We start from the raw sequence: 21,651 nt of genomic DNA, 5'->3' as shown, positions 1-21,651 counted from the left end.
CCCATTCCAGCGGCCGGATGGCCAGAGGACACCATGAAGCTCAAGACTGTTGAGGTAGGCGGAACCCTCTATGCGGAGGTGGCCGACGGCCGCCCCGTCTACGTACATGACGATGGGCGCGAGGTGCCGTTCGACGCGGCGCGCACCGTCGCCAAGATCGGGGAACTGAACCGCGAGGCGCAGACGCATCGCGAGGCCAAGGAAGCTGCGGAGACGCGCCTGAAGGCCTTCGAAGGGATCGATGACGCAGAGGCGGCCCGCAAGGCTCTCGCCACGCTCAAGAACCTCGATGACAAGAAGCTGGTGGACGCTGGCGAGGTCGAGCGCATCAAGGCCGAGGCCATCAAGGCGGTGGAGGACAAGTGGCGTCCCGTCTCCAAGGAGCGCGACGCCCTAAAGGATCAGCTCCATCGCGAGATCGTCGGCGGCTCCTTCGCCCGGTCCAAGTTCATCGGCGACCGGCTCGCCATCCCGGCCGATCTGGCCGAAGCGGCATTCGGGCGCAACTTCTCGGTCGAGGATGGCCGGATCGTCGCCAAGGACGGTTCCGGGAAGCCCATCTACAGCCCCACGCGCCCCGGTGAGCTGGCCGATTTCGATGAAGCGATGGAGACGCTGGTAGCGGCGTACCCGCACCGCGATTCCATCCTGCGAGGCGCGAACCAGACCGGCTCCGGCGCTAAGCCGAGCGCGGGCGGCGCGACAGGCGGCAAGACCATCACTCGCGCCGAATTCGACAAGCTCTCTCCGGCCGACAAGTTCACCAAGATGTCGGAGCAATTCCAGGTCGTAGACGCGGCCTGACAATCATCCGGCGGCGAAGAGCCGTCACCATCGGCTGGAGCCTGGATGGGCCTTCTGGCGCCTGCGCTGGATAGCGCGACCTATTCAACCAAGCCCCTGAACCCCATCGAGGACTGGCATTAATGGCCAACACCATCACGGCGGTGCTTCCCACCGTCTATGAAGCTCTGAACAATGTGTCGCGCGAGCTGATTGGCATGACGCGGTTCATGCAGCGCGATACCAAGCTGGAGCGCGTTGCGGTTGGTCAGACCGTGACTGTCCCCATCGTGCCCCCGGCCACCGGTGGCAACATCACCCCAGGCTCCGTCCCGCCGGATGATGGCGATCAGACGTTCACCAACATGACGCTGACCATCACCAAGTCGAAGTATTCTCCGATCCGCTGGAACGGTGAGGAGCAGCTCGCTCTGGGTCCGACCGGCCAGTACAATGCCATTCTGGCCCGCCAGTTCACGCAGTCCATGCGCTGGCTGGCCAACCAGGTGGAGGTGGATGCTGTCACAGCGGCCTACCAGGCGGCCTCTCGCGCGGCCGGCACGGCTGGCACCACGCCCTTCGCGACGGCCAATGATCTAAGCGACCTCGCGGCCGTCAACCGCATCCTGGACGATAACGGGGCGCCGATGCAGGGCCGCGCCATCGTTCTCGGATCTGCGGCGCGTCAGAACCTGGAAAGCAAGCAGGGCATCCTGCTGAAGGTGAACGAGGCCGGCACCAACGACCTTCTCCGCAACCGCGTGATGGACAAGGTGCTGGATTTCAACTTCGGCTTCACCGGCATGGTACCGACCACCGTGCCAGGCACGGGTAGCGGCATCACCACGTCTGGCGCCCTGGCGGCCGGCACGACCACCATCACCACCACGGGTGGAACCGGCACCATCGTGGCCGGCGATGTCGTCACCTTCGCTGGCGACAGCAACAAGTACGTGGTCGTAAGCGGGCTCACCGGCGGCTCTTTCAAGATCGGGACGCCGGGCCTGCGTGGCTCCATCGCCTCCGGCACAGCGATCACCGTAGGCGGGGCCTATGTGCCGAACGTCGCCTTCACGGAGGATGCGCTGGTTCTCGCTGCTCGGGCTCCCGCCATGCCGGCCGGTGGGGACAGCGCCGATGACCGCACCTATGTGACCGACCCCGTGTCGGGCATTTCCTTCGAGGTTGCGCTGTACCGCGAATACCGCCGCATCCGCTACGAGGTGGCGCTGGCCTGGGGCGTGGGCGTGCCCAACCCGGCCAACATCGCGATCCTGATGGGCTGATGTGACTGAGGACCGGCTTTGCCGGTCTTCCTTCCAACCTGAACGAGAGGCATCGCCATGGCCGACAACCTCACCAACTCACGGCAGCCGGTCGTCAAGATCGTGCACCCGGACGATCCCACGAAGTGGCAGATCATCAACGCCGAGGACTTCGACGCCGCCCAGCACGAGCTGTGGGACAAGGCGAAGGAGGTCCTGCAGCCGGATCCGAACGCAGCCCCGGGCATCGTGCCCTCGGACCGCAACCCGACCGGCACCTACAGCGAGCCGACCCCGACCGACGTGCGCTTCCCCAACAAGGATGCGACCGAGTTCGAGAACAACCATGGGGCCTTCATCGGCCGGAATGCCGCGCAGTTGCGTGAAGAGGCCAAGCTGCCAGACGCTCCCGGTGGCCTAGCGACTGCGGTGGAGATCCCGGCGGACGCCGTGCCGAGCGGCGAGGTGGCCGCGCTTGCTGAGAAGCTGGGCGGCGGCGCGGACCTCCCGATCGGGCAGGCCGCGGAGGTCGTTGATGCCTCCACGGCCACTCGTACGCGCGCGGCAGACCCAAAGGTGGCCGAATCCGCCAAGGCTGCCCGGAACAAGTAGCCAGTCATGGCCTTCACCGACCAGGAGAAGACGGATATCCGCCGCCTTTGCGGGTATCCGCCCATCGGGACGCTTCTCCTGGCGGGGCCGGCTGGCGTGAATCCGGTGGCCTACCGGATCCAGGTAAATGACTTCGAGGACCGGCTGGTCAGCCTGACCCCGACTGAAGAAGCAGCGGCGCGGGGGATTTTGAAGGATGCGCTCGTGGTCGAGGCATCCATGCTGACCATGGCCGGCAATCTCGATGTGGCGAAGGCTGCCGTGTTCACGCGCAACCCCCTGGAAATGCAGGAGCGGATGCAGTTGCTGGGCTGGTACCGGGGGCGCTTGCTGGCTGCTCTTGGGGCCGCCTTCGGGCCGGGCTTGGGTGGCGGCTCCTCGCCGCTTTTCGGTGTGGCGGCGCGGGGCTGATGGACGGCAAGATCGTCAGCTTGGCCGACCGCCGGCCGCACATGGCTGGCGATGCTCGGTGCATGGCGTGCGGCCATCAATGGGTGGCGACGGCGCCGCTCGGGACGACGCGGCTGGAATGCCCGTCCTGCACCCTGCACCACGGCTCCTTCGTGGCCGCGCCGGTGCCGGAGGAAGGCAAGGCCTTCTGGCGCTGCGGCTGCGGGTCGGACCTGTTCATGCTGCTGCCGCACGCGATCCGTTGCGCGCGGTGCGCGGCTGATGTGGTGGGTTATCCCTGATGGACGGCGTCCGCCTCGCCACCCTGGCCCAGCGCGGCTACGGCATTGCCGGCGCCAAGGTGGGGCTGCCCTACGCCCACTACCGGCCACACCGGCTGTTCGGTCCGCTTGCTGATCTGTCCCGGCTGGGGATCGCCTCTGTGGCCTTCGACCGCTCGGCCGCCTTCCCCTTCCAAGGGCAGGCCAAGCACAGCGAGGCCATCCGGCACGCCCTGATCGACGGGACCAGCGTTCTGCACGGCGACTACCTCGTGCCGGAGGACCCGAGCCTGGAAACGCTCTTCGTGGCGTCGCCGGGCATTATTCACGCCACCCTCTGCATTGCCTGCAACGCCACCCTGAACCTGCGCCGCGTTGACGCCCCGGAAGGGGTGGGCGCAGTCGGATACCGGGCGACGGCCGTGCAGGAAGAGGATCTGTTCCTGTCCTGGCCGGCTTCCGTGCTGGATGCCGGGCGCGGCGGGGCAGGGGAGGCGGGCCTTCCTGGCGCGCTGCCGGTGGGCGACAGCACCATCCTCCTGCCGCGCTGCTCCGCTCTGCCAGCCATCCGTAAAGGCGACGTGCTGCCGACCGAAGACGGGCGCCGCTTCGGCGTCATGCGGGCGGAGAGCGGGCATCTGGGCTGGCGCGTGGCAGCGCGGACCTTGGTGGCGACCTGATCGATGGCCGACCTGACCGACGTCCTGACGGCCCTGGCGCAGGGGCTGGCCGGGGCGCTGTACCCCAATGGCACGGCCCAGCCCTCTGCAGTCGGCGCGCCATGCGTGGTGTTTCCCGGCTGGCCGGATAGCGCCTCCTTGGATGCCGACCTTGCGGCCGGGAAGGTGCAGGTGAGCGTCTTCCCGCGGCCGGGCATGGCCCGGATCGAGGGGAGGCGGCTCGACGGCTGGGTGCCGGACCCGGTGCCCGCGCCTCTGATGACGGCCACGGCCGGCGACACCACCGTCACCTTCGCCGGCGCTGGCCTGGCCGGACAGATCGCCGCGGTCATGGAAGGCGGGCGCGCCTGGACGGCCCCAGCCACCGGCACGCCTGAGGACACTGCCGCTGCCCTGGCCGCCATGATCCAGGCCGACCGGCCCTGCACCGTTTCCGGCACCGTCCTGACCCTGCCGGGCGCGGTCAACCTTCGCGCTCGCGTCGTCGGGCCCGGCTCCGAGAGCATCACCCTGCGCCGGCAGATCCAGCCCATGCAGGTCACGGTCTGGGCGCCCACGCCGGTCCTCCGCAGCGCGGTCGGGCAGGCAGTTGACCTCTGGATCGGGCGCACGCCTTGGCTGGGTCTGCCCGCTGATGAACGCGCCCGGCTGCTCTACACCGGCCTCGCGGAATCAGACGACGGGCGCCAAGCCCTCCTGCACCGCCGGGACCTCTTCCTAACGGTCGACTATCCGACCATCGACCGCCGCACCGCCCCCGTCACGGCTGTGGGCGAGGTCTTCCAGGGTCCGATGGACCCGCCCGGCGCACCCGCGACCGAACACCGCTTCATCTGACCGGAGGAGCCGACATGGCCAAGGACCCGCCGGCTGCCGACGAGCAGCCCAAGGCGCTCGCGATCGTGCGCGAGGACTTCACCAGCGACGACGGAACTGCCTTCCGCAAGGGGGAGCGGGTAACCGACCCGGCGACCTTCCGCGCGCTCCGCAAGGGGGCGCACGCGGAGTTCGTTCTTCCCCTCTCTCCGGCCAAGGGCTGACGCAGCATGGCGATCTATCAGGACGGGACCCTGAACACCGCCGCTCTGTCGGTGCCGGGGCTCTACATCAACCTCATCAACCCCACGAACCTGCTGCTGAACGGGGTTCCGACTTCTCGGGTAGGCATCGTGGGCGTGGCGAGCTGGGGCCCGGTGGGCGTGCCGTTGCCTCTCTCCGACTATGCCGGCCAGGTGCGCGAGTTCGGGCCGTTGGCTGCACGCGCCTTTGATCTGGGCACGGCGGTCTATATCGCTTCCCAGCAGGGCTCGCAGGACATTCGAGCCGTTCGCGCCACGGACGGCACCGACGCCGCGGCCTCCGCGACTATCGGCACCAACGGCCTGACGGCGACCGCGAAGTGGACCGGGACCGGCGGTAACGCCATCTCCGTGATCCTCTCAGCCGGCAGCGCCGCGAACTCCTGGCGCACGACGGTGGTCCAGGCTGGCTATGGACGCCTGCCCGAGATCTTCGACAACATTACCGGCACCGGCAACGCCCTGTGGGTGAACATCGCCGCCGCCATCAACAACGGCATCCCCGGCCAGCGCAGCGCCTCCGACCTGATCGTGGCCACGGCTGGTGCGGGGACAGGTGCACCGGTTGCTGGCACCACGACCCTGACGGGCGGCACGGACGGTGCCTCCGGCGTTGACGCGGCGGCTATGATCGGCTCCGACGCGGTGCCGCGAAAGGGCATGTACGCCCTCCGTAAGACCGGGTGCTCGGTGGGCATGCTGGCCGACGTGACCGACAGCACCACCTATGCCACGCAGCTCGCCTTCGCGCAGAGCGAGGGCATCTACATAATGCTGGGCGCGCCGGCCGGGCAGACTGTCTCCGCGGCGGCCACCGCCAAGACCACCGCCGGCATCGACAACAAGAACGTCAAGGTGATTCTCGGCGACTGGGCCTACTGGAACGACCCGGTGACGGGCATCGTCCGCATGGTCAGCCCGCAGGCGATCTTCGCAGGCCGTCTCGGCGCCCTGGCTCCGCATCAGTCCGGCCTCAACAAGGAGGTCTACGGGGTCGTCGCGACGCAGCGCAGCCTCACCGGCGCACCCTACTCGGACGCCGAGCTTCAGGTGCTGGCGCTGAACAACATCGACGTCATCACCAATCCCGTACCGGGCGGCGCCTACTGGGGCATCCGCATGGGCCGGAACGCCTCGTCCAGCGCGACGGAGCACGGCGACAACGCCACGCGTATGTCGAATTTCATTGCCGCGACCCTGGATGCGGGCATGGGGCGGTTCGTGGGTGAGGTGACCAGCGACGCGTCGCTGCGCCGCACGGAGGCCACGCTGGGCGCCTTCCTCGGCACCCTGAAGGGCACGGGCAACGATGACCAGATGATCGAGGACTTCTCGGTCGTCTGCCGGGCCAGCAATAACCCGCCGGCGCGTCGCGCCCTGGGTTACCGGACCGCAAGCGTGAAGGTCCGGTATCTTGCGATTACGGAATTCTTTGTGATTTCCCTCGAAGGGGGACAGGCAGTTACGATTCAGCGTCAGCCTTCTGCATGATATAATGCGACGATGGAAAAGCGTGCTCGACACTCACGGCAACGCCACAAATCTCGGTCTTGGGATGAGATTGAGTTTCCTGCCGAGAAGCGGTGTTGCCGCTGCGGTGAGTTAAAGCCTGCAAGCGAGTTCCATCGTCGGAAGGCAGAGCGGGACGGTCTTCGATCATGCTGCAAGGTGTGTAGTAGGGCGGAAGCAGTGGCGCGATATCAAGCCAACCCCGAGCGCGCGAAAGCGTCCGTTGCGGCTTGGCAGAAGGCCAACCCTGAAAAGTACCGGAAAACTCAGCGCGAAATCCATGCGCGGCATCGCGATAGGTACAATGCCTCGAACGGCGCGAATTACCACGCTAAGAAGGCGACAATAAATGCTGAACGGCGCAAGCGGTGGGCGGTGGATCAAGAGTATCGCCTGCAACGCCTGACGCGCGAGCATCACGCTTATCGACAGAACCGGGACGAGAAGCTCGCCTACGCCAAGCAATATCGCGCCAGCAAAGCCGCTTCCATTCGGGCAGGACAGGTCACGCGGCGCGCCAGGGAGAATGGCGCGAGCGGCAAGATCACTGAGGCTGATTGGACCGGCATCCTCGCCTACTTCGGCAACCGTTGTGCCTACTGCCTCCGTCATGCTGACGAGGGTGTTGAACTAACCGCGGACCACATGCTGCCGCTTTCGCGCGGCGGCTCCAACGACCCCTCAAACGTCGTCCCAGCCTGCCGTTCGTGCAACTGCACTAAGCGCACTCGGACACCGCTCGAATTCCTCGCGGGCCTCTCGGCGCCGCCCCGTTGCCGGAACCCCTTGGAGGAGCCTATGGCCCATGTCTGATACCTTCACCACCGGCCAGGATGTCTCGATCGACATCTATGACCCTGTGGACGGCTCTATCGAGCGCATCGATGGCCTCACAGGCTTCGAGGCCACCGCCCGCACCACGGACCTAGAATCTCATCCCCTGAACGGCGATGACCTATTCGATGTCCGGTACCAGGGCTTCAATCTGACGATGGAGTACGATCGTCAGAACGGGAAAATCGATCGGTACTTCGCCAACAGGGAGGCCCGGCAGCGCAGTGGCCTTCCGGTGCCCTTGATCACCATCACGGAGACGATCAGGGAGCAGGATGGCAGCGTGACGACATTCCGTTACCGGAAGGTGGTGCTCAAGCAGGACAGCTCCGGCAACAAGCAGCGCGACCAAAAGGTCACCGGTCGGATTACGGGCATGGGCACCCGGGAGCTCGTTAGCTGATGACGACTGTCGAGATGCTGGACCCCGGCGCGCCCGCGGCGGATCCGAAGCCGGCGGGCAAGCCTGGCCTGACCTATGTGACTGACACTCGTGGGCGGCGCATTGGGGTCAGGAAGATCGGGCCGCTGGAGAAGATGCGGCTGTTTAAGGCCATCGGGCCTGTCAACTCCCGGAACGAGCAGTATGCCGGTCTGGCGATGCTGGCCTACTCGGTGGCCGAGATTGATGGTGAGCTGGTTCCTGGCTTCACCACAGAGCTTCAGTGCGAGGCTATGGTGCAGCGGCTGGGGGATGAGGGTTTCGACGCCCTTGGCGAGGCCCAACTTGCCATGATGGGCGTCACGCCGGCTGACGTTGAGGCCGCCGAGGGTGATCTCGCGGCGGCGCTTCGCCTTGCCACTCAGCGGCGCACCTCTGAAACCCAGGCCGCGGCAAAAAACTAGCCGAGGACCCCGAGCTGCAGGAGTGCCTGTGGCTGGTGAAGAACGGGGTCCCGTATGACCGGGCGATCTCCATGTCAGACGAGGAACGCTTTGCCCACGCCGTAATCTTCGCCGGCTTCGAGGGCACTGAGTTCGACTGGCAGCGGATGCGCTGGAAGGAACGGAAGCCGTGAGATCGTTCGCTTCCCCCGCCGCCTTCGCGCTTTTCGCTGCCGGCTTGGCCGAGCGAGCCGACCGAGAGCGTCGCAGCGCCCTGGATGAGGCGGCCAGGGTCGTGCAGGCCGAGGCCAAGCGAGAGATTGGCGACTATCAACCCGCAGCGCCTCCCTTTGGGGCTTGGCCACAACTGGCCGAGAGCACCCAGAAAGACCGCGTTGCCCAGGGCTTCACCGCCAATGATCCCCTGTTGAGGACCGGCAAGCTCCGGGACAGCATTGGTCGAAGGGTAGGCGACGGAGAGGCAGTAGTCGGGTCCGACTTGGATGTGGCGCTCTACCAAGAGCTGGGCACCAAGACGATTCCGCCCCGTTCGTTCCTGGGCGGCGCCGCGGTCCGGAAGTCCGATGAGGTGGTGAAGATCCTCGGACGCCGCATGGTCGCGGCGCTTCGCGGGGATACCGGCACGAAGATCCCGATCTCCGGGGGAGAGGACTAGCCCGCGATCACCAGGAACAGCAGGGCGCCAAGAACCAGGCCGGCCAGCCCCAGGGGTGGGGCAACGCAGATCCAGAAGAACCAGCCCTTCCAGCGTCGGCCGCCAACTTCCCGCGTGAGCGCGTTGCCGTGCGGGAATGAGGCACGCTGCCGGCGTTCCTGACGGACCCGGAAGCTGGCGCCGTCGTCTTCGAAATCGAGTGCGGGGTTGAGATCTCTAGACCGGTTAGACCTCACGGTAGGTTCCGCTCAGCACCGGACACGATGCGGTCGCCGGTGGCCAGATCGGTGGGGTTGGCCGCATCTGCGCAAAACTCATTGCGGTTTCGTGATACTTGCCGCCGGGCATAGGCTTCGCGTTCCGCTAACACTCGCCCGGCGTCCGCGGCTCCTGAGGGCGACCGGCGCTGCATTTCAGTATTGAGGCGCGCGCGGTAGCTCTCCGCCCACTGCTGGCTGCGGAGGCCGCAAGCCAGCGCCGCTCCGATCGTCTCTCCATGGCGCGGGAAGCCCCGTACCTCGGAAGGGAGACCATCCAGGCGGGGCGGGGCCTCGGCGGTTTGGCCGAAGGCGAAGCCGACGGCCGCAATAGCGACCATGGAAACCAGGGTGACGCGCACGCGCCACTGAACGTAACGGCCAAACGGGTTCATGGCCGGGGACCGTAGCCCCATCGGTGGGCGGATTGGTAGGGGGTATGCCCTTGGTCGAAGCCTACCGCATCGGCGTCCACCTCGCGATGACCAACGGTGTCTCCCAGGTCCTGGGGGTGGTGGCGCGGGAGATGCTGGGCTTCCAGCGTCACATCGATGCCGCCACTGCCAAGCTGGGCACCCTCAGGACTGCTCTGATCGGGCTTGGAGCCGTCACGGTCGGCGGCGCTATGCTGGCCGGCGTTAACGCCCTGGTGAAGGGCGGTGAGCAGATGGTGCACCAGCAGGCCCTGCTTCGGGCGGCTGGCGAGACGAATCGAGGGATCGCGGAGGCCACCGGGCAGGCGTGGGCCACGGCTGCTCAGGTTATGGGTACCACAGCGTCCGGTAACCTTCGGGCGCTGGGCGAGCTGCGTGGCCTCCTGGGCAGCTTGCCGGAAGCCAACGCGGTCCTGGGCCAGTTCCAGCAGTTCTCTCGGGTGCTCGGGGTGGTGACCGGTCAGAACGACGAGGGCGCGGCTGGGCTGGCTGCCCGAATGCTCGATCTCCGGGGCGCTATCCGCTTCGAAAACGGGCAGCTCGACCAGCAGCGGTTCGGAGGGGAGATGGACGCCTTTATGCGGGCGGTCATCACCAACCGTGGTCGCGTCTCCCCCCGGGACCTGCTCAACTTCATGCAGCAGGCCGGCCCGGCGGGCACCATGCTGACGCCGCAGGCACTCTATGGAGATATGTCCACCCTGATCGAGAGCATGGGCGGCTTGCGCGCCGGCACCGCGCTGACTGCGGCATATCGCCAGCTTGTGGCGGGGGTCATGCCGCAGCGTCAGGCGCGCTTCCTGGAGGCTGCGGGCCTCCTGGAGGGTGGCTCTCGGACCGCCCACCGCCGCCTCCACGCGGGCGGCGGCTTCGAGGTGGCGCCTGCTGGCGAGGTGCTGCTTAGCCGGGGCGGCGTGCGTGGGCGCGACGTTCTGATGAACAACCCGGTCGCGTGGTTCGACCGGTATCTGGTCCCGGCGATGGAGCGCGCTGGCGCGAAGACCGAGCAACAGCGTCTCGACTTCATCCTGAAAGCCTTCAGCACGGCCACTGGTCAGCGCTTCTGGACCCAGATCATGTTGTCCCGGGCTCAGATCGACCGCGAGCGGGCAAATCAAGCAGCCGTTCCGGCAGATGCTGCTGCCAGGCTGCTGGCTGAAAGCCCGGTCGCCGCGCGCCAGGCGCTTGGGGCTGCCTGGGAGAACCTGCTGACTGCCTTGGGATCGCCTTTGGTGCCGCTGGCTGCGCGGGCGATGAACGCAGTGGCTGAGGCGGTGAATTCGGTGGCACAGGCGGCTGCCCGCAATCCCGCCCTCGTCCGGACGCTCGGCTACATCGCGACCGGGCTCGGCGCAGCGCTCGTGGCGCTGGGGACGGTAATGGTTGGCGCCGCGGCTCTTGCGGCTCTGGGCGGCGGCGGCCTCGTGGCCGGGGTGCTGGCAGCGGGAGCCGCCCTTGGAGCGGTCACGGCCGCGCTGATGTCGTTCAGCCGCGAGGACTGGGCGTCAGTGGGCCGGTTCTTCGCGACCTGGGGCGCAACCCTCTACGAGACGCTGATTGCCGCGCCATTCCGGTGGCTCCAGGCACAGATCGCGGCGATCGACTGGCTTCTGCCGTGGCGTGTGTTGACGGCCGCCGTGTCTGCTGGCTGGCAGGCCGTGACCGACCGTGTTGACCAAGCCGTGGCGGCGATCACGGACTGGAGTCCGCGTCTCGGCGCTGCGATCGAGGGCTTCCGGACTAAGGCCGCCGAGGTGATCTCGGCAATTGTGGACTGGATCATCGGCCTTCCAGGCCGGCTCCTGGGCAGTCTCGAAGGAACCGGGACAGGCGGTCGCCAGGAAGGCGCGCCGAACCGCAACGCGCTGGGTGGCAGGGGTGCTGCGATGGTGCCGCCTCCTGCACAGCCGATGAGCTATTCGCCCTGGGATGGCTCTGACGCCTCCACCTCGCGCGAGGCTGTCATCCGCGTCCCCGTCTATCTCGACGGCCGGGTGCTGACCGAGGTGGTGACCCGCCATCAGGCCCGCGACCTGTCCCGCCCGAACCGCTCGGGCGCCGGACTGGATAGCCGTGTGGCGCTGCCGGACGCGGAGACGATCTGATGGCCGTCATCCTCGGCACCTTCACCTTTGCCGACTGGGAGCTGCCGGAGGTAATGCCCTTCGGCGGTGCGCACCTGCTGCGCCGTCACCGGCTGATCGGCGGCAAGAAGGTCATCGACGCGCTGGGCCCGGACGACGCGCCGCTATCCTGGCGCGGCCGGTTTCGCGGCCCGCTGGCAGCCCTGCGCGCGCGGCAACTGGACACCATGCGCCGGGCCGGGCAGGAGCACGTCCTGTCCTGGGACACCTTCGCCTATCGGGTCGTGATCGAGCGCTTCGAAGCCGATTACGAGCGGTTCTCCGAGATTCCCTACCGCATCGCCTGCGAGGTGATCGAGGATCTGGTGGCCGGCGAGGTCGGGGAACTGCTGACCAGCGTGGAGGACGCGGTGGCCGGCGACCTGGCCGCCGCTCTCGGCCTGGCGGCGGACAGCCCCGTCGTCACCGGAACGATCACCGCAGCGCAGGCGGCCATCAACAGCGTGGCAACCAATGGCACGCTGAGCTTCTCCACCATCAGTGGCGCAGCCTTCGCGGGCGTGCAGGGCGGCTTCGCCAGTTCCATCGCCAGTTCCGGGAGCGTGGCGGCAGCGGCTTCCAAGGCGCTGGACGGAACGCCACTGGCGGGCGTGCTGTCCGGGCCCGCTTCGGAAATGGCCGGCGGGGTACAGTCCATTGTGCAAGCCGGGGAGCTGGCCTGGAAGGCGAGTGGCGTGCAGTCGCTGCTGACCCGTGCGGCAGCCAATCTGGTGCGCGCGTGATCCAGGTTCCGTCCACCATCACCGTGGCAGGGACCACGCTCTACCACCTTGCATCTTCGGCGTATGGCGATGCGAGCCTATGGACGGTGATCGCCGCGGCAAATGGCCTGACCGACCCCTGGGTGGATAGCATCACGGTGCTGACCATCCCGCGCCAGGGCGGGCGGCAGGCGAGCGGGGGCGTGCTGGGTGGCTAACCTTCCTGCAGCCGCAACGGGGGCGCCGAGAGGGGCAGTCGGTGTCGCCGACGCGGCGCCGAATACCCGGCCAAATGATCTGGGCGTGGATGCGCCGGCCCTGCGGCACCCGCGTGTGGCGGCCAAGGTGAATGGCGTGCGGCTGGACGGGCAACTGAAGAGTATCCGCGTCCAGACCAACCGCTACCGGCAGGCCGACGCCTTCGCGCTGACGCTTCGCATGGATGACGCCAAGGATGCGGCGGCCCGCACGTCGGTTCTGGCCGACAGCATGGAGCTGGCCGTGGAGATCTTGGCCGGCGATCCGGAGCCGACCGTGCTCCTGATCGAGGGCCGTGTGGATGACGTGGAGCTCGATGTGGGCCGGCAAGAGGTGCGGCTGACCGGGCGTGATCGTACGGCGGATCTGCTGGACACGCGAACGGCCGAGAAATGGCCGAACCGGACCGCCTCGGAGATTGCGACGGAGCTTGCGGTCAAGCATGGCCTCACGCCGAGGGTGACCCGCACCAAGAAGCGCTCCGGCACCTATTACGAGCGGGAATACTCCCGACTAGAGACTGAGGTATCGGAGTGGTCGCTGCTTGTCTTCCTGGCTGAGCAGGAGGGTTTCGACGTGTATGTGAGGGGTCGGGATCTGCACTTCGGGCCGCCCCTCAAGGAAAGCGAGGCGCCGCGCTGGGTGCTGGACTATCGGGCGCTCATCAAGGGGCAGGCCTATCCCGAAGCTCCGGTCGGCAACTTCATCCTGCGCCGCTCTCTGACCGTCGCGCGCGACGTGGAGGTGCGGGTTGTATCCTGGAACGCAAGCCTTGGGCGAGCCATCACGGCCAGTTCCAAGGCGGACCGCTCCTATCGCCGCAGCCGGCCATCGTCGCAGCTTCCCACGCAGGTGTATGTGGTGCGGAAGCCGGGACTGACCGAGGAGCAGGCCTCGGTCGAGGCGCAGCAGGTTCTGGAAGCGGTAACCCGGCACGAGAAGGCCGTGGATATCGAGGGCGTGCCGGCTGATGTGCGGCTGACCCCGGAGCATCTATTGATCCTGCAGGGCACGGGCACCGCCTTTGACCAAGCCTATCGGCTGGACGCGATCGACTGGTCCTATGATGCGGGCGGCTTCGACATGCGCCTGCGCTGCCGGAACGTGGCGCCGGAAAGCTCGGTGGCGCTGTGATGGACGGCCCGATGCTTCAGGACGCCATGCGGCGCGAGGCGACCCGCGCCGGGCGACAGTTCATGCCCACGCGGCATGGGACGGTGGACGGGGTGGACCCAGACGCTCACGCGGTGCGCGTGCTGCTGCAGCCGGACGGGGTGCTGACTGGATGGCTCCCGGTAGAGACCATTAGCATTGGGCCGACCTGGAAGCTTCACTGGCTGCCCGAGGTGGGCGCCCAGGTGAAGGTCGAGTTCCAGGAGGGCGGCAAGGAGGCCGGGGTCGTCACGGGTGCGCTCTACGATCAGGCCCACCCAGCGCCGGAGGGTGTTCCGACAGGCGGGGTGTGGCTGGTGCACGAGAATGCCCGCCTGAAGCTAAACCCGGACGGCTCGATCGATGTGCTGTCCGCGGCGGTGCGGATTGGCGCCATGGGCGCGTCCTTCCGGCGACTGGTGATCGACACGTTTCAGGCGCTTTTCGACACGCACTCACATCCTGGCAATGGGCAGCCACCGACACAGAAGATGCAGGCTTCGCACTTCACAACAAACCTGACGGGGAGCTAAAACCGCTCCGCATCCATAAGGATTTGTGCTACATTTTCAGTGCCCTGTACCCCAGGGCGGCCGAGCGGGGAAGGTGAAAGCTCCCCACACTCGGCCTAACCACAAACGCTCTGTCAGGAGCCAATCGTGGCTGAGAATAAGTCTAGCTCGGACGTGACCCATGACGCCACGCGCGTTTGCACGAACTGCGGCCATTGTCGTCCCATAGAGCGGTTCGCCGTTGCGAAAGAGCGCCCCGGCGGGCGTCGAGCTACCTGTCGAGAGTGCAAGGCCGCTTATGACCGGGAGTACCGCAAGGCGAACCGCGAGCGGTTGGCACTTGTGGGCAAGGCATGGCGCGAGGCGAATAAGCCGAAGTGGTTGGCCCAACAGGCAACCTGGCGCAAAGCCAACCCAGACCGAGTACGTGCCTACATGCAGAAGCGGGCGCATAAGGTTCGCGTTTACTTCGTTCGCTGGTATGCCGAGAACGCCGATAAAGCGAAGGCCAACGCGCGCAATTATCAGACACGCCAACGAGGTGCCATCGGTCGTTTCACAGTAGGAAACGTGCGGGCTATCCGCGCTGCTCAACGGGGCCGATGCGGGGTATGCCGCCGTCAACTACGCGGGCGAGGTCAGATCGACCATATCACGCCGCTTGCTCGTGGCGGCTCCAACGAGCCGAGGAACCTGCAACTGCTCTGCCGCCCCTGCAACAGCAATAAGCGCGCGAAAGATCCCATCTCATTCATGCAGGAGCTTGGCTTCCTGCTCTAACGAGCGAGGCGCCATGACCGACATCTGGCACGAATGGGGCAGGGACCTTCAGTGGTCCGCGACCGGTGATTTGCGATCCGTCGAAGGATCGGAAGAAGGGCGCCAGCGTGTGCTTCGGCGTCTTCTGACCTCGCCTGGCGCCAATATTTGGGCGCCAGAGTATGGCGCGGGCCTGCCATTGCTGGTGGGCGAGCCGAACGGGGCGGCAAGAGCCGAGGCGATGGCGCGTCGGCAGATGCTGCTGGAGCGGGCTGTCTCCCAGGATCCGCTTCCGCAGGTGTCAGCGCGCGGCGATGTCACGGGGGCGGTGACCCTCTCCATTGCCTACCGCGACGCGGACACGGCCGAGCCGGTGGCGATCGGCTTCACGGTGAGGGACTGACGCTTGGCCACGATCGACACCAAGGGCCTGCCGCAGATGCTGGCGGATCAGGCTGCGGCGGCGCAGGCCTCAGCCGGGCGGGCGCTGGACTTCTCGGCGGGCTCCATCATGCGCGCCGCCTCCGAGGCCTATGCGGCGGTCATGCTGTGGTTTCAGGCCATGCTGTTGCGCGTGCTGGCCACCTCGCGGCTCGCCACCTCTAGCGGCGAGGACGTGGATTCCTTCATCGGGGATTTCGGGCTGACCCGCACGCCGGCTGCTTCTGCCCAAGGCACGGTCACTCTGGCCCGCTTTTCTCCCGTCGCGGCCGCGTTCGTGCCGGTGGGCGCGCTGCTGCGCACGTCCGACGGAAGCGTGACTTTCCAGGTTGTCGCAGATGGGGCAGGTTACGACGCGGGGGCAGGGGGCTACACCATCCCGGCCGGCGCGGGTTCCTTGGATGTGCCTGTAGCGGCAGTGACGGCCGGCACAGCGGGCAACGTGAACGCCGGCACCGTGACGCTGCTGGCATCATCTCTGTCCGGGGTGGATACGGTGACGAACGCCGCCCCCATGACCGGCGGTGCCGATGCCGAGACGGACATGGCGGCCAAGGCCAGGTTCCCCGCCTATCTGGCTTCCCTTTCCAAGGCCACCCGCAGCGCGATCGACTATGCCGTTTCCCAGGTCCAGCCCGGCATCCGCTGGGGCTTGATCGAGGGGGAGGACGCCGCCGGCAGCCCGAAGGCGGCCAACTTCGTGGTCGTGATGGACGATGGCACCGGCAGCGCGCCGCCGTCGCTCCTCAGTCGAACTTACAGCGCGGTGGACGCCGTGCGCGGCTTGGGCATCACCTTCGACGTGATCGCGGCGGACCCGCTGGTCGCGAACGCCGCAATGACCCTGACTACCGCGCCCGGTGCCGACCATGCGGCGGCCGTGGGGCGCGCCGCGGCAGCCGTGAATGCTCTCCTCTCGGGGCGGGATATCGGCGCCTCTCTTCCCTTCACGCGGCTGCCCCAGGTTGCCTATGCGGCTGATCCCTCTATCACCAACGTCTCGGCCGTCACTCTGAACGGCGGGACCGCCGATCTTGCGCCGACCGCCCGTCAGGTGATTGTGCCCGGCACCGTGGCTGTCTCCTGATGGCAACGGGCGATCAGGAGGACCTGGTTCGGCGCATGTTCGCCGTCCTGCCGGCGGGCTGGTTCCCGCCGACGCTGGGCGATGCGCCGGTGCTGCGTGCGGTGCTCTCCATGGCCGGCCGGATCGGGGCCTGGGCTTATAGCTTTCTGGACTACACGCGCCAGCAGATGCGGATCGGGACGGCCTCCGGCGGCTGGCTGGATCTCGTGGCGCTGGACTTCTTCGGTGCACGGCTTCGGCGGCGCGCGGGGCAGTCCGACGCGGCCCTGCGGACACGCATCCTGGCCGAGGTGCTTCGCCCACGTGCGACGCGGGCGGCGATGCGACAGCTTTTGCTGGACCTGACCGGACGCGAGCCGCGCATCATCGAGCCGGCCCGGCCCCAGGACTTGGGCGGCTACGGCATGCCACGGCTCGGTTATGGCGTGGCGGGTGCCTACGGCAGCCTGCGGACACCTGGAGCCGTGTTCATTGACGTGTACCGCGACCTGACCACGGGTGCACCGAACATTGCCGGATATGGCATCTCGACCGGCGGCTACGGCGTAGGGCGCTCGGCCTATCTCGGCGCCGATCAGGCCGCCGACGCGATCACCGACGACGACATTCTTGAAGCCATCGTGGCGAACAAGCCCGAGGGCGTGACGGCCTGGGTGCGGATCCAGGCCTGACCTGCTGACCCTGAGGGGATTTCATGACCGACCGAAGGATTGTCTATCCGGGGGCCATCCCCCAGGAGACGGACGTGCTTGCCCCGCAGCGATATGCGGTGGAAGGCCTGGGCTGGATAGCGCAGTCCGTCTTCGGCACGACCACGACCGTCGAGGGCATGACCGTTGGGCCGAACAGCCCGGCTGCCCTCAATGTGGTGGTGCAGCCCGGCGCGATCTATGCGCCGCTGGCGCTGGATGCTTCGGCCTACAGCACCCTTGGTGCCGACGCGCACACGGTGATGCAGCAGGGCCTGCTGCGCGATGCGGTGACGCTGACCATCACGCCTCCGGCGACGGTCGGGCAGTCCCGCGTGTATGTGGTGCAGGCGGCCTGCCAGGTCGTGGACACCGACCCAGGCGTGCTGCCTTACTACAATGCGGCCGACCCTGACACGGCGTTCAGCGGCCCTGACAATAGCGGCACGCCGCAGAACACGCGCCGCGCCGTGCAGGCCGTGGTCAGCCTCAAGGCAGGGACCGCAGCGGCCACGGGCTCCGAGACGGCGCCCGCTCCCGACGCGGGGTATGTCGAACTGGCCCGGGTGACTGTGGCAAACGGTGCCTCAAGTGTGACGGCCGGGAACATTGTGGCGAACGCGGCACTGCGCCGGAAGATCGCGTCGCTTCCTGACATTGCAGGGCTGTTCCAAAATATCCAATACATCACCTCTTCCCAAACCTGGACCGTCCCCGCCGGAGTGACGCGCGTGCGCTTCCGCGCATGGGCCGGCGGCGGTGGTGGTGGCGGCGCTGCCAATCCCAACAGCGCAGCAGCAGGCGGTGGCCCTGGCGCCTACGCGGAGGGCTATCTCGCCGTCACGCCGGGCCAATCGCTCGGTCTCACCGTGGGCGCCGGCGGTGCCCGTGGCGTAAGTGGGAGCAACGGCGGTACGGGGGGCAGCACGGTGATTGCTGGCTTTGTTGAGTGCCGTGGTGGCCTTGGGGGCGGAGGTGCCAACGGCGTCATCTCCGGATCTGCCGGCGCACCGGGCATTTACATCATTACCAGCGGCGTCAACGCCAGCGGGTTCGTGGGGCTTGGTGCCGGCACGGGATTCGTTACGGGCGACAGCGGCCGGATTGGTGGCGCTGGCGGCGCTGCGTTCTGCTCCCCTGCGCCCGGCGGCCCGGTGAGCGATGCGACAACGCCTCAGCCCGGGAGCGATGCTGGTTTGCCGGGGGCGGGTGCACCGGGTGGCGTCGCCGGCGGCAGCGGCGGCAAGGGCGCCGACGGCATCATCATTCTGGAGTACTGAGCATGGCGATCTACGCCCAGACCGCTACCGAGGCGGTCACCCTGCCCCAGCTCGATGGCTCCAGTCAGCAGTACAAAAAGGATGAGGTGATCAACCTCGTCCTGTGGGACGGCGTAACGGACATCACGCTGGAGGACGGGACAGAGCTGCGTCTCGTGCCCGATGGCTGGGGCGTGGTGGACGGAAAGCTGGTCGAGTTGCCCGCGGTAACGCCCGCCGAGCCTTCAATCGATTCCGTCCCAGCCTCCATCACCCCCAGGCAGGCTCGACTTGCGCTTCTCCAGGCCGGCCTCCTGGATGAGGTGGACGCGGCCGTGGCGGCGGCAGGCCGTGCCGCTCAGCTTGAGTGGGAATACGCCACCATCGTTGAGCGCCACGGCTCCATGGTTGTCGGCCTGGCCGCCAGTGTGCCGCTGACCGACCAGCAACTCGACGACCTCTTCAAGGCTGCCGCGGCGCTCTAGCCGCCTTCCACAATCCGTCCCTTTCCCCGCGCGCCTCCGGGTGCCGCGGCGATACCTGCTTGCGAGGTGCTGATGAGCGTCATCACGGCCGCTGTGACGGTGGGTGCGCCCGATACCCTGCGGCCTCGGCTGTCGCTGGGCGGTACGGCCAATGCGTCTGGGCAGATCCTGGGCATAGACAGGTTGCCGGCGGTCGCCAGTGGCGTGACTTTCCTCTGGCAGCCCCCGAACGGGCCTGCTTTCGAGACGGCCGGCGTTCCCGACCCGGGGACACCACCGCCACGCTGGCGATCCTCCTGGGTTGTGGATCAGGTTGGCTATTGGGCTGTTCGCGTCCGCTGTCTTGATCCCCAGATTCAGCTCGACTGGATGGGCTTTACTGTCGTCGCGGGGCCAGGCGAAACCGGCCAGCCCTCCGGCGCCATCTGGATGTCGGACGAGAGCACCGCCGTCACCACCATCTCCGGCGGCGTCCTCTCGGCCGTTCGTCTGGACCAGCTCCTGGCCGGCGACGCGCTGCAGCCGGGCGGGCGCGTGGTCTACGTCGATGACGAGGGCACCACCCGGGCACTCTCCGGCCAGGCCGTGCTCGACGCCGCCACGGCCGTCGTTCAGCCCATCGCCAAGCAGGTCACCACCACCGCCGCCGCCGTGCAGGAGGCGCGGGTGGAGGTGGCGCGCCAACTTCTCGGCGCCACCCCCTACGCCGCAACGCTGAACGGCGACGCCACGGTCATCACGCAGACGATCGACGGCGTGCAGGTCACGACCACGATCGAGGGCGACACCGTGACCGAGGTCTACGGCCCTCCGACCAATGAGACGTGGGTGACGACGATCACCGACGCGACGATCAGCAAGGTGAGGGTGGCGTAATGCCGTTGGACATCATCTCCTTTCTGGAGGCCAGGAAGGCGCAGAAGGCGGCAGAGCAAGCCGCACTCAATCCAAATCGCGGCGTGGCCCAGATGGGCGACAGCCGCATGGAGTATGTGAAAAACAATCTTGAAGACCGAACGGTGCCGGCCTACTCGACCCGGCAGAACGGCCTGCAAGGCTACCTCAAATCCGTCATGCGCGGGCGTGTGGAGGTACCGCTGTCTCTCAACGTGTCCCACGCGGGCGATACGACCGAGACCATCGAAGGCCAGATCCCCGCTATGCTCGCGAGTGACAGCGGCACTGTGTTATTGCTGGGCGGCACAAACGACCGGACCTTCGGAAGGACGTTGGGCTGGACCTTTGAGCGCACACGCGACAGCTTGTCTCGGTCGATTAACGCCGTCCTTTCGTCAGGACGTAATCTTGTTCTGATCGCTGAATTGCCCCGAGGGGAACCGGGGACCTTCGCGAACAGGCGACTTTCCGGTCAGAATTTGGAGGACCACTACCGCATCCGGCAGTGGTGCTTATCACTAGCTGGCACGCATCGTCGTCTGGCCGTTGTGGACGCATGGCCCGAGTTTGCGGACCCAACGAGCACCACAGGCGACGCAAAAGCCGGATACCTGATTGACGGCCTCCACCTCAGCGCCTTCGGTAACTACCGTCTCGCAGAGATGATCCGGCCTGCGCTGGAGCGGTTCTATCCGGCGCACAATGTGCTGGTCGCACAGAATGGGGATCGGTACAGCGCGACGAACTCGACCGGCAATCTCGTCTCCAACGGCATGATGGGAGGCAGCGCCGGGACGCTCTCGGGTGGTGCCACGGGTGTCGCGCCGGACGGCTGGAGCCTCATAGGAACGGCGGGAGCTACGGTTGTCGGCTCTAAGTATGACGCGACCACCTTCCAGATCGACGTGAGTGGAACACCTACCGGCACGACGATCAACCTCCAGCAAAGCGTGACGCTGGCCAACGTGTCGGCGGGGGACATTCTCCAGGCGACCGCGGACATAGAGATCGTCTCCGTCACGCAGCCCTACCGTGCAGTGCAAAGCGGCCTGCTGCTGTCAGGAGCCTCGACCGTAACGGCATATGAGTTGATCGACATGAACCTCCCGCTGCAGTTCGCCTGGTCCGGTATTCATCGCGGCGAGGCGGTTCCGGTGCCGCCCTCTCCCACGCTGGTTAGGGCCGTTGTGTCAATCATCCCAGTGCAGTCCGCTGCGGCTGGCATCACCATCCGCGTGCGGAGCTTCTCAGTGCGCAAGGTGCCAGCCTAACCATGCCGCCTAAGGGAAGCGTCTCGATGCCCGGCGTGCGCGTGGTGCAGACTGTGGTGGGGGCGTAGAGGATGCCGCAGAGGGGGAGGGGGTAGATGCCGCGCGTGGCACGAACGGTGGGGGATAGGACATGAGCGCCATCCGACGTATCCGCCTATGGTTCAGCCGTCTCGTTCACCGACCAGCCGACCTCTTCGACATTGCTTCGGGCTTTGCCACGACGCTGTTCGTGGTGCTCGGGGCGTGGAACCACAGCGACCCAGATGTCGCGCCCAGCATGTCCTTCATCGGGGACAAGGCACCCTGGTGGGTCTGGTTTACCGTCGTTGGCTTGGCCGCGATTTGCCAGCCCCTGGCGCTGCATCTGGACG

At 67.0% G+C, this 21,651-nt stretch carries 30 protein-coding genes; 28 read left to right on the top strand and 2 right to left on the bottom strand.

Annotated elements, in window-relative coordinates; translation table 11 throughout:
* Positions 1-33 precede the first annotated feature (33 nt).
* The 14 genes from ACO1BU_RS28625 (at position 34) to ACO1BU_RS28560 (ending at position 8,934) form a co-directional block, all read left to right on the top strand.
* Positions 34-804, top strand: a complete 771-nt coding sequence (locus ACO1BU_RS28625) for a DUF6651 domain-containing protein (RefSeq protein ID WP_424139377.1) — start codon at positions 34-36, stop codon at positions 802-804.
* 122 nt (positions 805-926) lie between these two features.
* Positions 927-2,069 (top strand): major capsid protein, encoded by a 1,143-nt coding sequence (locus tag ACO1BU_RS28620; RefSeq protein WP_424139376.1) that lies wholly within the window; start codon positions 927-929, stop codon positions 2,067-2,069.
* 57 nt (positions 2,070-2,126) lie between these two features.
* Positions 2,127-2,660 carry a hypothetical protein gene (locus ACO1BU_RS28615; RefSeq protein ID WP_424139375.1) on the top strand — a complete coding sequence of 178 codons (534 nt, stop codon included), beginning with the start codon at positions 2,127-2,129 and terminating at the stop codon, positions 2,658-2,660.
* A gap of 6 nt (positions 2,661-2,666) precedes the next feature.
* Complete coding sequence (locus ACO1BU_RS28610; RefSeq protein WP_424139374.1) at positions 2,667-3,071, top strand: hypothetical protein; 405 nt, start codon at positions 2,667-2,669, stop codon at positions 3,069-3,071.
* Positions 3,071-3,352, top strand: coding sequence for a hypothetical protein (locus ACO1BU_RS28605; RefSeq protein WP_424139373.1), 282 nt, complete (start codon positions 3,071-3,073; stop codon positions 3,350-3,352). Before ACO1BU_RS28610 ends, ACO1BU_RS28605 begins: the two co-directional genes overlap by 1 nt.
* Entirely contained in the window at positions 3,352-4,011 is a 660-nt protein-coding gene (locus tag ACO1BU_RS28600) for a hypothetical protein (protein WP_424139372.1), read from the top strand. The genes ACO1BU_RS28605 and ACO1BU_RS28600 overlap by 1 nt, the downstream gene beginning before the upstream one ends.
* A 3-nt stretch (positions 4,012-4,014) precedes the next feature.
* Positions 4,015-4,848 (top strand): hypothetical protein, encoded by an 834-nt coding sequence (locus ACO1BU_RS28595; RefSeq protein ID WP_424139371.1) that lies wholly within the window; start codon positions 4,015-4,017, stop codon positions 4,846-4,848.
* 14 nt (positions 4,849-4,862) lie between these two features.
* A complete protein-coding gene (locus tag ACO1BU_RS28590) occupies positions 4,863-5,051 on the top strand; it encodes a hypothetical protein (protein WP_424139370.1) in 189 nt (62 codons plus the stop codon).
* 6 nt (positions 5,052-5,057) lie between these two features.
* Complete coding sequence (locus ACO1BU_RS28585) at positions 5,058-6,581, top strand: phage tail protein (protein WP_424139369.1); 1,524 nt, start codon at positions 5,058-5,060, stop codon at positions 6,579-6,581.
* Positions 6,582-6,779: 198 nt separating this feature from the next.
* Positions 6,780-7,412, top strand: coding sequence for an HNH endonuclease (locus ACO1BU_RS28580; protein WP_424139368.1), 633 nt, complete (start codon positions 6,780-6,782; stop codon positions 7,410-7,412).
* Positions 7,405-7,836, top strand: a complete 432-nt coding sequence (locus ACO1BU_RS28575) for a hypothetical protein (protein WP_424139367.1) — start codon at positions 7,405-7,407, stop codon at positions 7,834-7,836. Before ACO1BU_RS28580 ends, ACO1BU_RS28575 begins: the two co-directional genes overlap by 8 nt.
* Complete coding sequence (locus ACO1BU_RS28570) at positions 7,836-8,279, top strand: hypothetical protein (protein ID WP_424139366.1); 444 nt, start codon at positions 7,836-7,838, stop codon at positions 8,277-8,279. The genes ACO1BU_RS28575 and ACO1BU_RS28570 overlap by 1 nt, the downstream gene beginning before the upstream one ends.
* 35 nt (positions 8,280-8,314) lie before the next feature.
* Entirely contained in the window at positions 8,315-8,452 is a 138-nt protein-coding gene (locus ACO1BU_RS28565; RefSeq protein WP_424139365.1) for a hypothetical protein, read from the top strand.
* A complete protein-coding gene (locus ACO1BU_RS28560) occupies positions 8,449-8,934 on the top strand; it encodes an HK97 gp10 family phage protein (protein ID WP_424139364.1) in 486 nt (161 codons plus the stop codon). Before ACO1BU_RS28565 ends, ACO1BU_RS28560 begins: the two co-directional genes overlap by 4 nt.
* Here ACO1BU_RS28560 and ACO1BU_RS28555 read toward each other — a convergent pair.
* Positions 8,931-9,170, bottom strand: a complete 240-nt coding sequence (locus tag ACO1BU_RS28555) for a hypothetical protein (RefSeq protein WP_424139363.1) — start codon at positions 9,168-9,170, stop codon at positions 8,931-8,933. The two genes, ACO1BU_RS28560 and ACO1BU_RS28555, sit on opposite strands and share 4 nt — an antisense overlap.
* On the bottom strand, positions 9,167-9,586 hold the full coding sequence (locus tag ACO1BU_RS28550) for a hypothetical protein (RefSeq protein WP_424139362.1): 420 nt from the start codon (positions 9,584-9,586) through the stop codon (positions 9,167-9,169). Before ACO1BU_RS28550 ends, ACO1BU_RS28555 begins: the two co-directional genes overlap by 4 nt.
* A gap of 50 nt (positions 9,587-9,636) precedes the next feature.
* Here ACO1BU_RS28550 and ACO1BU_RS28545 point away from each other — a divergent pair, with 50 nt between their 5' ends.
* The 14 genes from ACO1BU_RS28545 to ACO1BU_RS28480 form a co-directional block, all read left to right on the top strand.
* Entirely contained in the window at positions 9,637-11,730 is a 2,094-nt protein-coding gene (locus tag ACO1BU_RS28545) for a phage tail tape measure protein (RefSeq protein ID WP_424139361.1), read from the top strand.
* Complete coding sequence (locus tag ACO1BU_RS28540) at positions 11,730-12,491, top strand: hypothetical protein (protein WP_424139360.1); 762 nt, start codon at positions 11,730-11,732, stop codon at positions 12,489-12,491. The genes ACO1BU_RS28545 and ACO1BU_RS28540 overlap by 1 nt, the downstream gene beginning before the upstream one ends.
* On the top strand, positions 12,488-12,688 hold the full coding sequence (locus ACO1BU_RS28535; protein WP_424139359.1) for a hypothetical protein: 201 nt from the start codon (positions 12,488-12,490) through the stop codon (positions 12,686-12,688). The genes ACO1BU_RS28540 and ACO1BU_RS28535 overlap by 4 nt, the downstream gene beginning before the upstream one ends.
* An 85-nt stretch (positions 12,689-12,773) precedes the next feature.
* On the top strand, positions 12,774-13,862 hold the full coding sequence (locus ACO1BU_RS28530) for a contractile injection system protein, VgrG/Pvc8 family (RefSeq protein WP_424139358.1): 1,089 nt from the start codon (positions 12,774-12,776) through the stop codon (positions 13,860-13,862).
* Between the two features lie 11 nt (positions 13,863-13,873).
* Entirely contained in the window at positions 13,874-14,413 is a 540-nt protein-coding gene (locus ACO1BU_RS28525; protein WP_424139357.1) for a phage baseplate assembly protein V, read from the top strand.
* Positions 14,414-14,539: 126 nt separating this feature from the next.
* Positions 14,540-15,172: an HNH endonuclease gene (locus ACO1BU_RS28520; RefSeq protein ID WP_424139356.1), complete on the top strand. Its 633-nt coding sequence runs from the start codon at positions 14,540-14,542 to the stop codon at positions 15,170-15,172.
* 13 nt (positions 15,173-15,185) lie between these two features.
* The gene (locus tag ACO1BU_RS28515; RefSeq protein ID WP_424139355.1) at positions 15,186-15,554 is read left to right on the top strand and encodes a hypothetical protein; all 369 of its coding nucleotides are present in this window, start codon (positions 15,186-15,188) and stop codon (positions 15,552-15,554) included.
* 3 nt (positions 15,555-15,557) lie between these two features.
* On the top strand, positions 15,558-16,679 hold the full coding sequence (locus tag ACO1BU_RS28510; protein ID WP_424139354.1) for a baseplate J/gp47 family protein: 1,122 nt from the start codon (positions 15,558-15,560) through the stop codon (positions 16,677-16,679).
* Positions 16,680-16,714: 35 nt separating this feature from the next.
* Complete coding sequence (locus tag ACO1BU_RS28505) at positions 16,715-17,350, top strand: hypothetical protein (RefSeq protein ID WP_424139353.1); 636 nt, start codon at positions 16,715-16,717, stop codon at positions 17,348-17,350.
* A gap of 23 nt (positions 17,351-17,373) precedes the next feature.
* A complete protein-coding gene (locus ACO1BU_RS28500) occupies positions 17,374-18,648 on the top strand; it encodes a glycine-rich domain-containing protein (RefSeq protein ID WP_424139352.1) in 1,275 nt (424 codons plus the stop codon).
* A 2-nt stretch (positions 18,649-18,650) separates the two neighbouring features.
* Positions 18,651-19,112 carry a hypothetical protein gene (locus ACO1BU_RS28495; RefSeq protein ID WP_424139351.1) on the top strand — a complete coding sequence of 154 codons (462 nt, stop codon included), beginning with the start codon at positions 18,651-18,653 and terminating at the stop codon, positions 19,110-19,112.
* A gap of 72 nt (positions 19,113-19,184) precedes the next feature.
* Positions 19,185-19,988, top strand: coding sequence for a hypothetical protein (locus tag ACO1BU_RS28490; protein WP_424139350.1), 804 nt, complete (start codon positions 19,185-19,187; stop codon positions 19,986-19,988).
* The gene (locus ACO1BU_RS28485; protein WP_424139349.1) at positions 19,937-21,280 is read left to right on the top strand and encodes an SGNH/GDSL hydrolase family protein; all 1,344 of its coding nucleotides are present in this window, start codon (positions 19,937-19,939) and stop codon (positions 21,278-21,280) included. Before ACO1BU_RS28490 ends, ACO1BU_RS28485 begins: the two co-directional genes overlap by 52 nt.
* Before the next feature lie 130 nt (positions 21,281-21,410).
* Positions 21,411-21,651 (top strand): hypothetical protein (locus ACO1BU_RS28480; protein ID WP_424139348.1); only part of this gene is annotated, 241 nt, incomplete at its 3' end.

The sequence above is a fragment of the Roseomonas chloroacetimidivorans genome (genome assembly GCF_049629625.1).
In the GTDB taxonomy this organism is placed as follows: Bacteria; Pseudomonadota; Alphaproteobacteria; order Acetobacterales; family Acetobacteraceae; genus Roseomonas; species Roseomonas chloroacetimidivorans.
This window is presented reverse-complemented; position numbering and strand designations above follow the sequence as displayed.

Excerpts from the sequence above, each read along its gene's own strand:
- ACO1BU_RS28625 (WP_424139377.1), top strand. The coding sequence starts at position 34 with ATGAAGCTCAAGACTGTTGAGGTAGGCGGAACCCTCTATGCGGAGGTG.
- ACO1BU_RS28620 (WP_424139376.1), top strand. The coding sequence starts at position 927 with ATGGCCAACACCATCACGGCGGTGCTTCCCACCGTCTATGAAGCTCTG.
- ACO1BU_RS28615 (WP_424139375.1), top strand. The coding sequence starts at position 2,127 with ATGGCCGACAACCTCACCAACTCACGGCAGCCGGTCGTCAAGATCGTG.
- ACO1BU_RS28610 (WP_424139374.1), top strand. The coding sequence starts at position 2,667 with ATGGCCTTCACCGACCAGGAGAAGACGGATATCCGCCGCCTTTGCGGG.
- ACO1BU_RS28605 (WP_424139373.1), top strand. The coding sequence starts at position 3,071 with ATGGACGGCAAGATCGTCAGCTTGGCCGACCGCCGGCCGCACATGGCT.
- ACO1BU_RS28600 (WP_424139372.1), top strand. The coding sequence starts at position 3,352 with ATGGACGGCGTCCGCCTCGCCACCCTGGCCCAGCGCGGCTACGGCATT.
- ACO1BU_RS28595 (WP_424139371.1), top strand. The coding sequence starts at position 4,015 with ATGGCCGACCTGACCGACGTCCTGACGGCCCTGGCGCAGGGGCTGGCC.
- ACO1BU_RS28590 (WP_424139370.1), top strand. The coding sequence starts at position 4,863 with ATGGCCAAGGACCCGCCGGCTGCCGACGAGCAGCCCAAGGCGCTCGCG.
- ACO1BU_RS28585 (WP_424139369.1), top strand. The coding sequence starts at position 5,058 with ATGGCGATCTATCAGGACGGGACCCTGAACACCGCCGCTCTGTCGGTG.
- ACO1BU_RS28575 (WP_424139367.1), top strand. The coding sequence starts at position 7,405 with ATGTCTGATACCTTCACCACCGGCCAGGATGTCTCGATCGACATCTAT.
- ACO1BU_RS28570 (WP_424139366.1), top strand. The coding sequence starts at position 7,836 with ATGACGACTGTCGAGATGCTGGACCCCGGCGCGCCCGCGGCGGATCCG.
- ACO1BU_RS28550 (WP_424139362.1), bottom strand. The coding sequence starts at position 9,586 with ATGAACCCGTTTGGCCGTTACGTTCAGTGGCGCGTGCGCGTCACCCTG.
- ACO1BU_RS28540 (WP_424139360.1), top strand. The coding sequence starts at position 11,730 with ATGGCCGTCATCCTCGGCACCTTCACCTTTGCCGACTGGGAGCTGCCG.
- ACO1BU_RS28525 (WP_424139357.1), top strand. The coding sequence starts at position 13,874 with ATGCTTCAGGACGCCATGCGGCGCGAGGCGACCCGCGCCGGGCGACAG.
- ACO1BU_RS28515 (WP_424139355.1), top strand. The coding sequence starts at position 15,186 with ATGACCGACATCTGGCACGAATGGGGCAGGGACCTTCAGTGGTCCGCG.
- ACO1BU_RS28505 (WP_424139353.1), top strand. The coding sequence starts at position 16,715 with ATGTTCGCCGTCCTGCCGGCGGGCTGGTTCCCGCCGACGCTGGGCGAT.
- ACO1BU_RS28500 (WP_424139352.1), top strand. The coding sequence starts at position 17,374 with ATGACCGACCGAAGGATTGTCTATCCGGGGGCCATCCCCCAGGAGACG.
- ACO1BU_RS28495 (WP_424139351.1), top strand. The coding sequence starts at position 18,651 with ATGGCGATCTACGCCCAGACCGCTACCGAGGCGGTCACCCTGCCCCAG.
- ACO1BU_RS28490 (WP_424139350.1), top strand. The coding sequence starts at position 19,185 with ATGAGCGTCATCACGGCCGCTGTGACGGTGGGTGCGCCCGATACCCTG.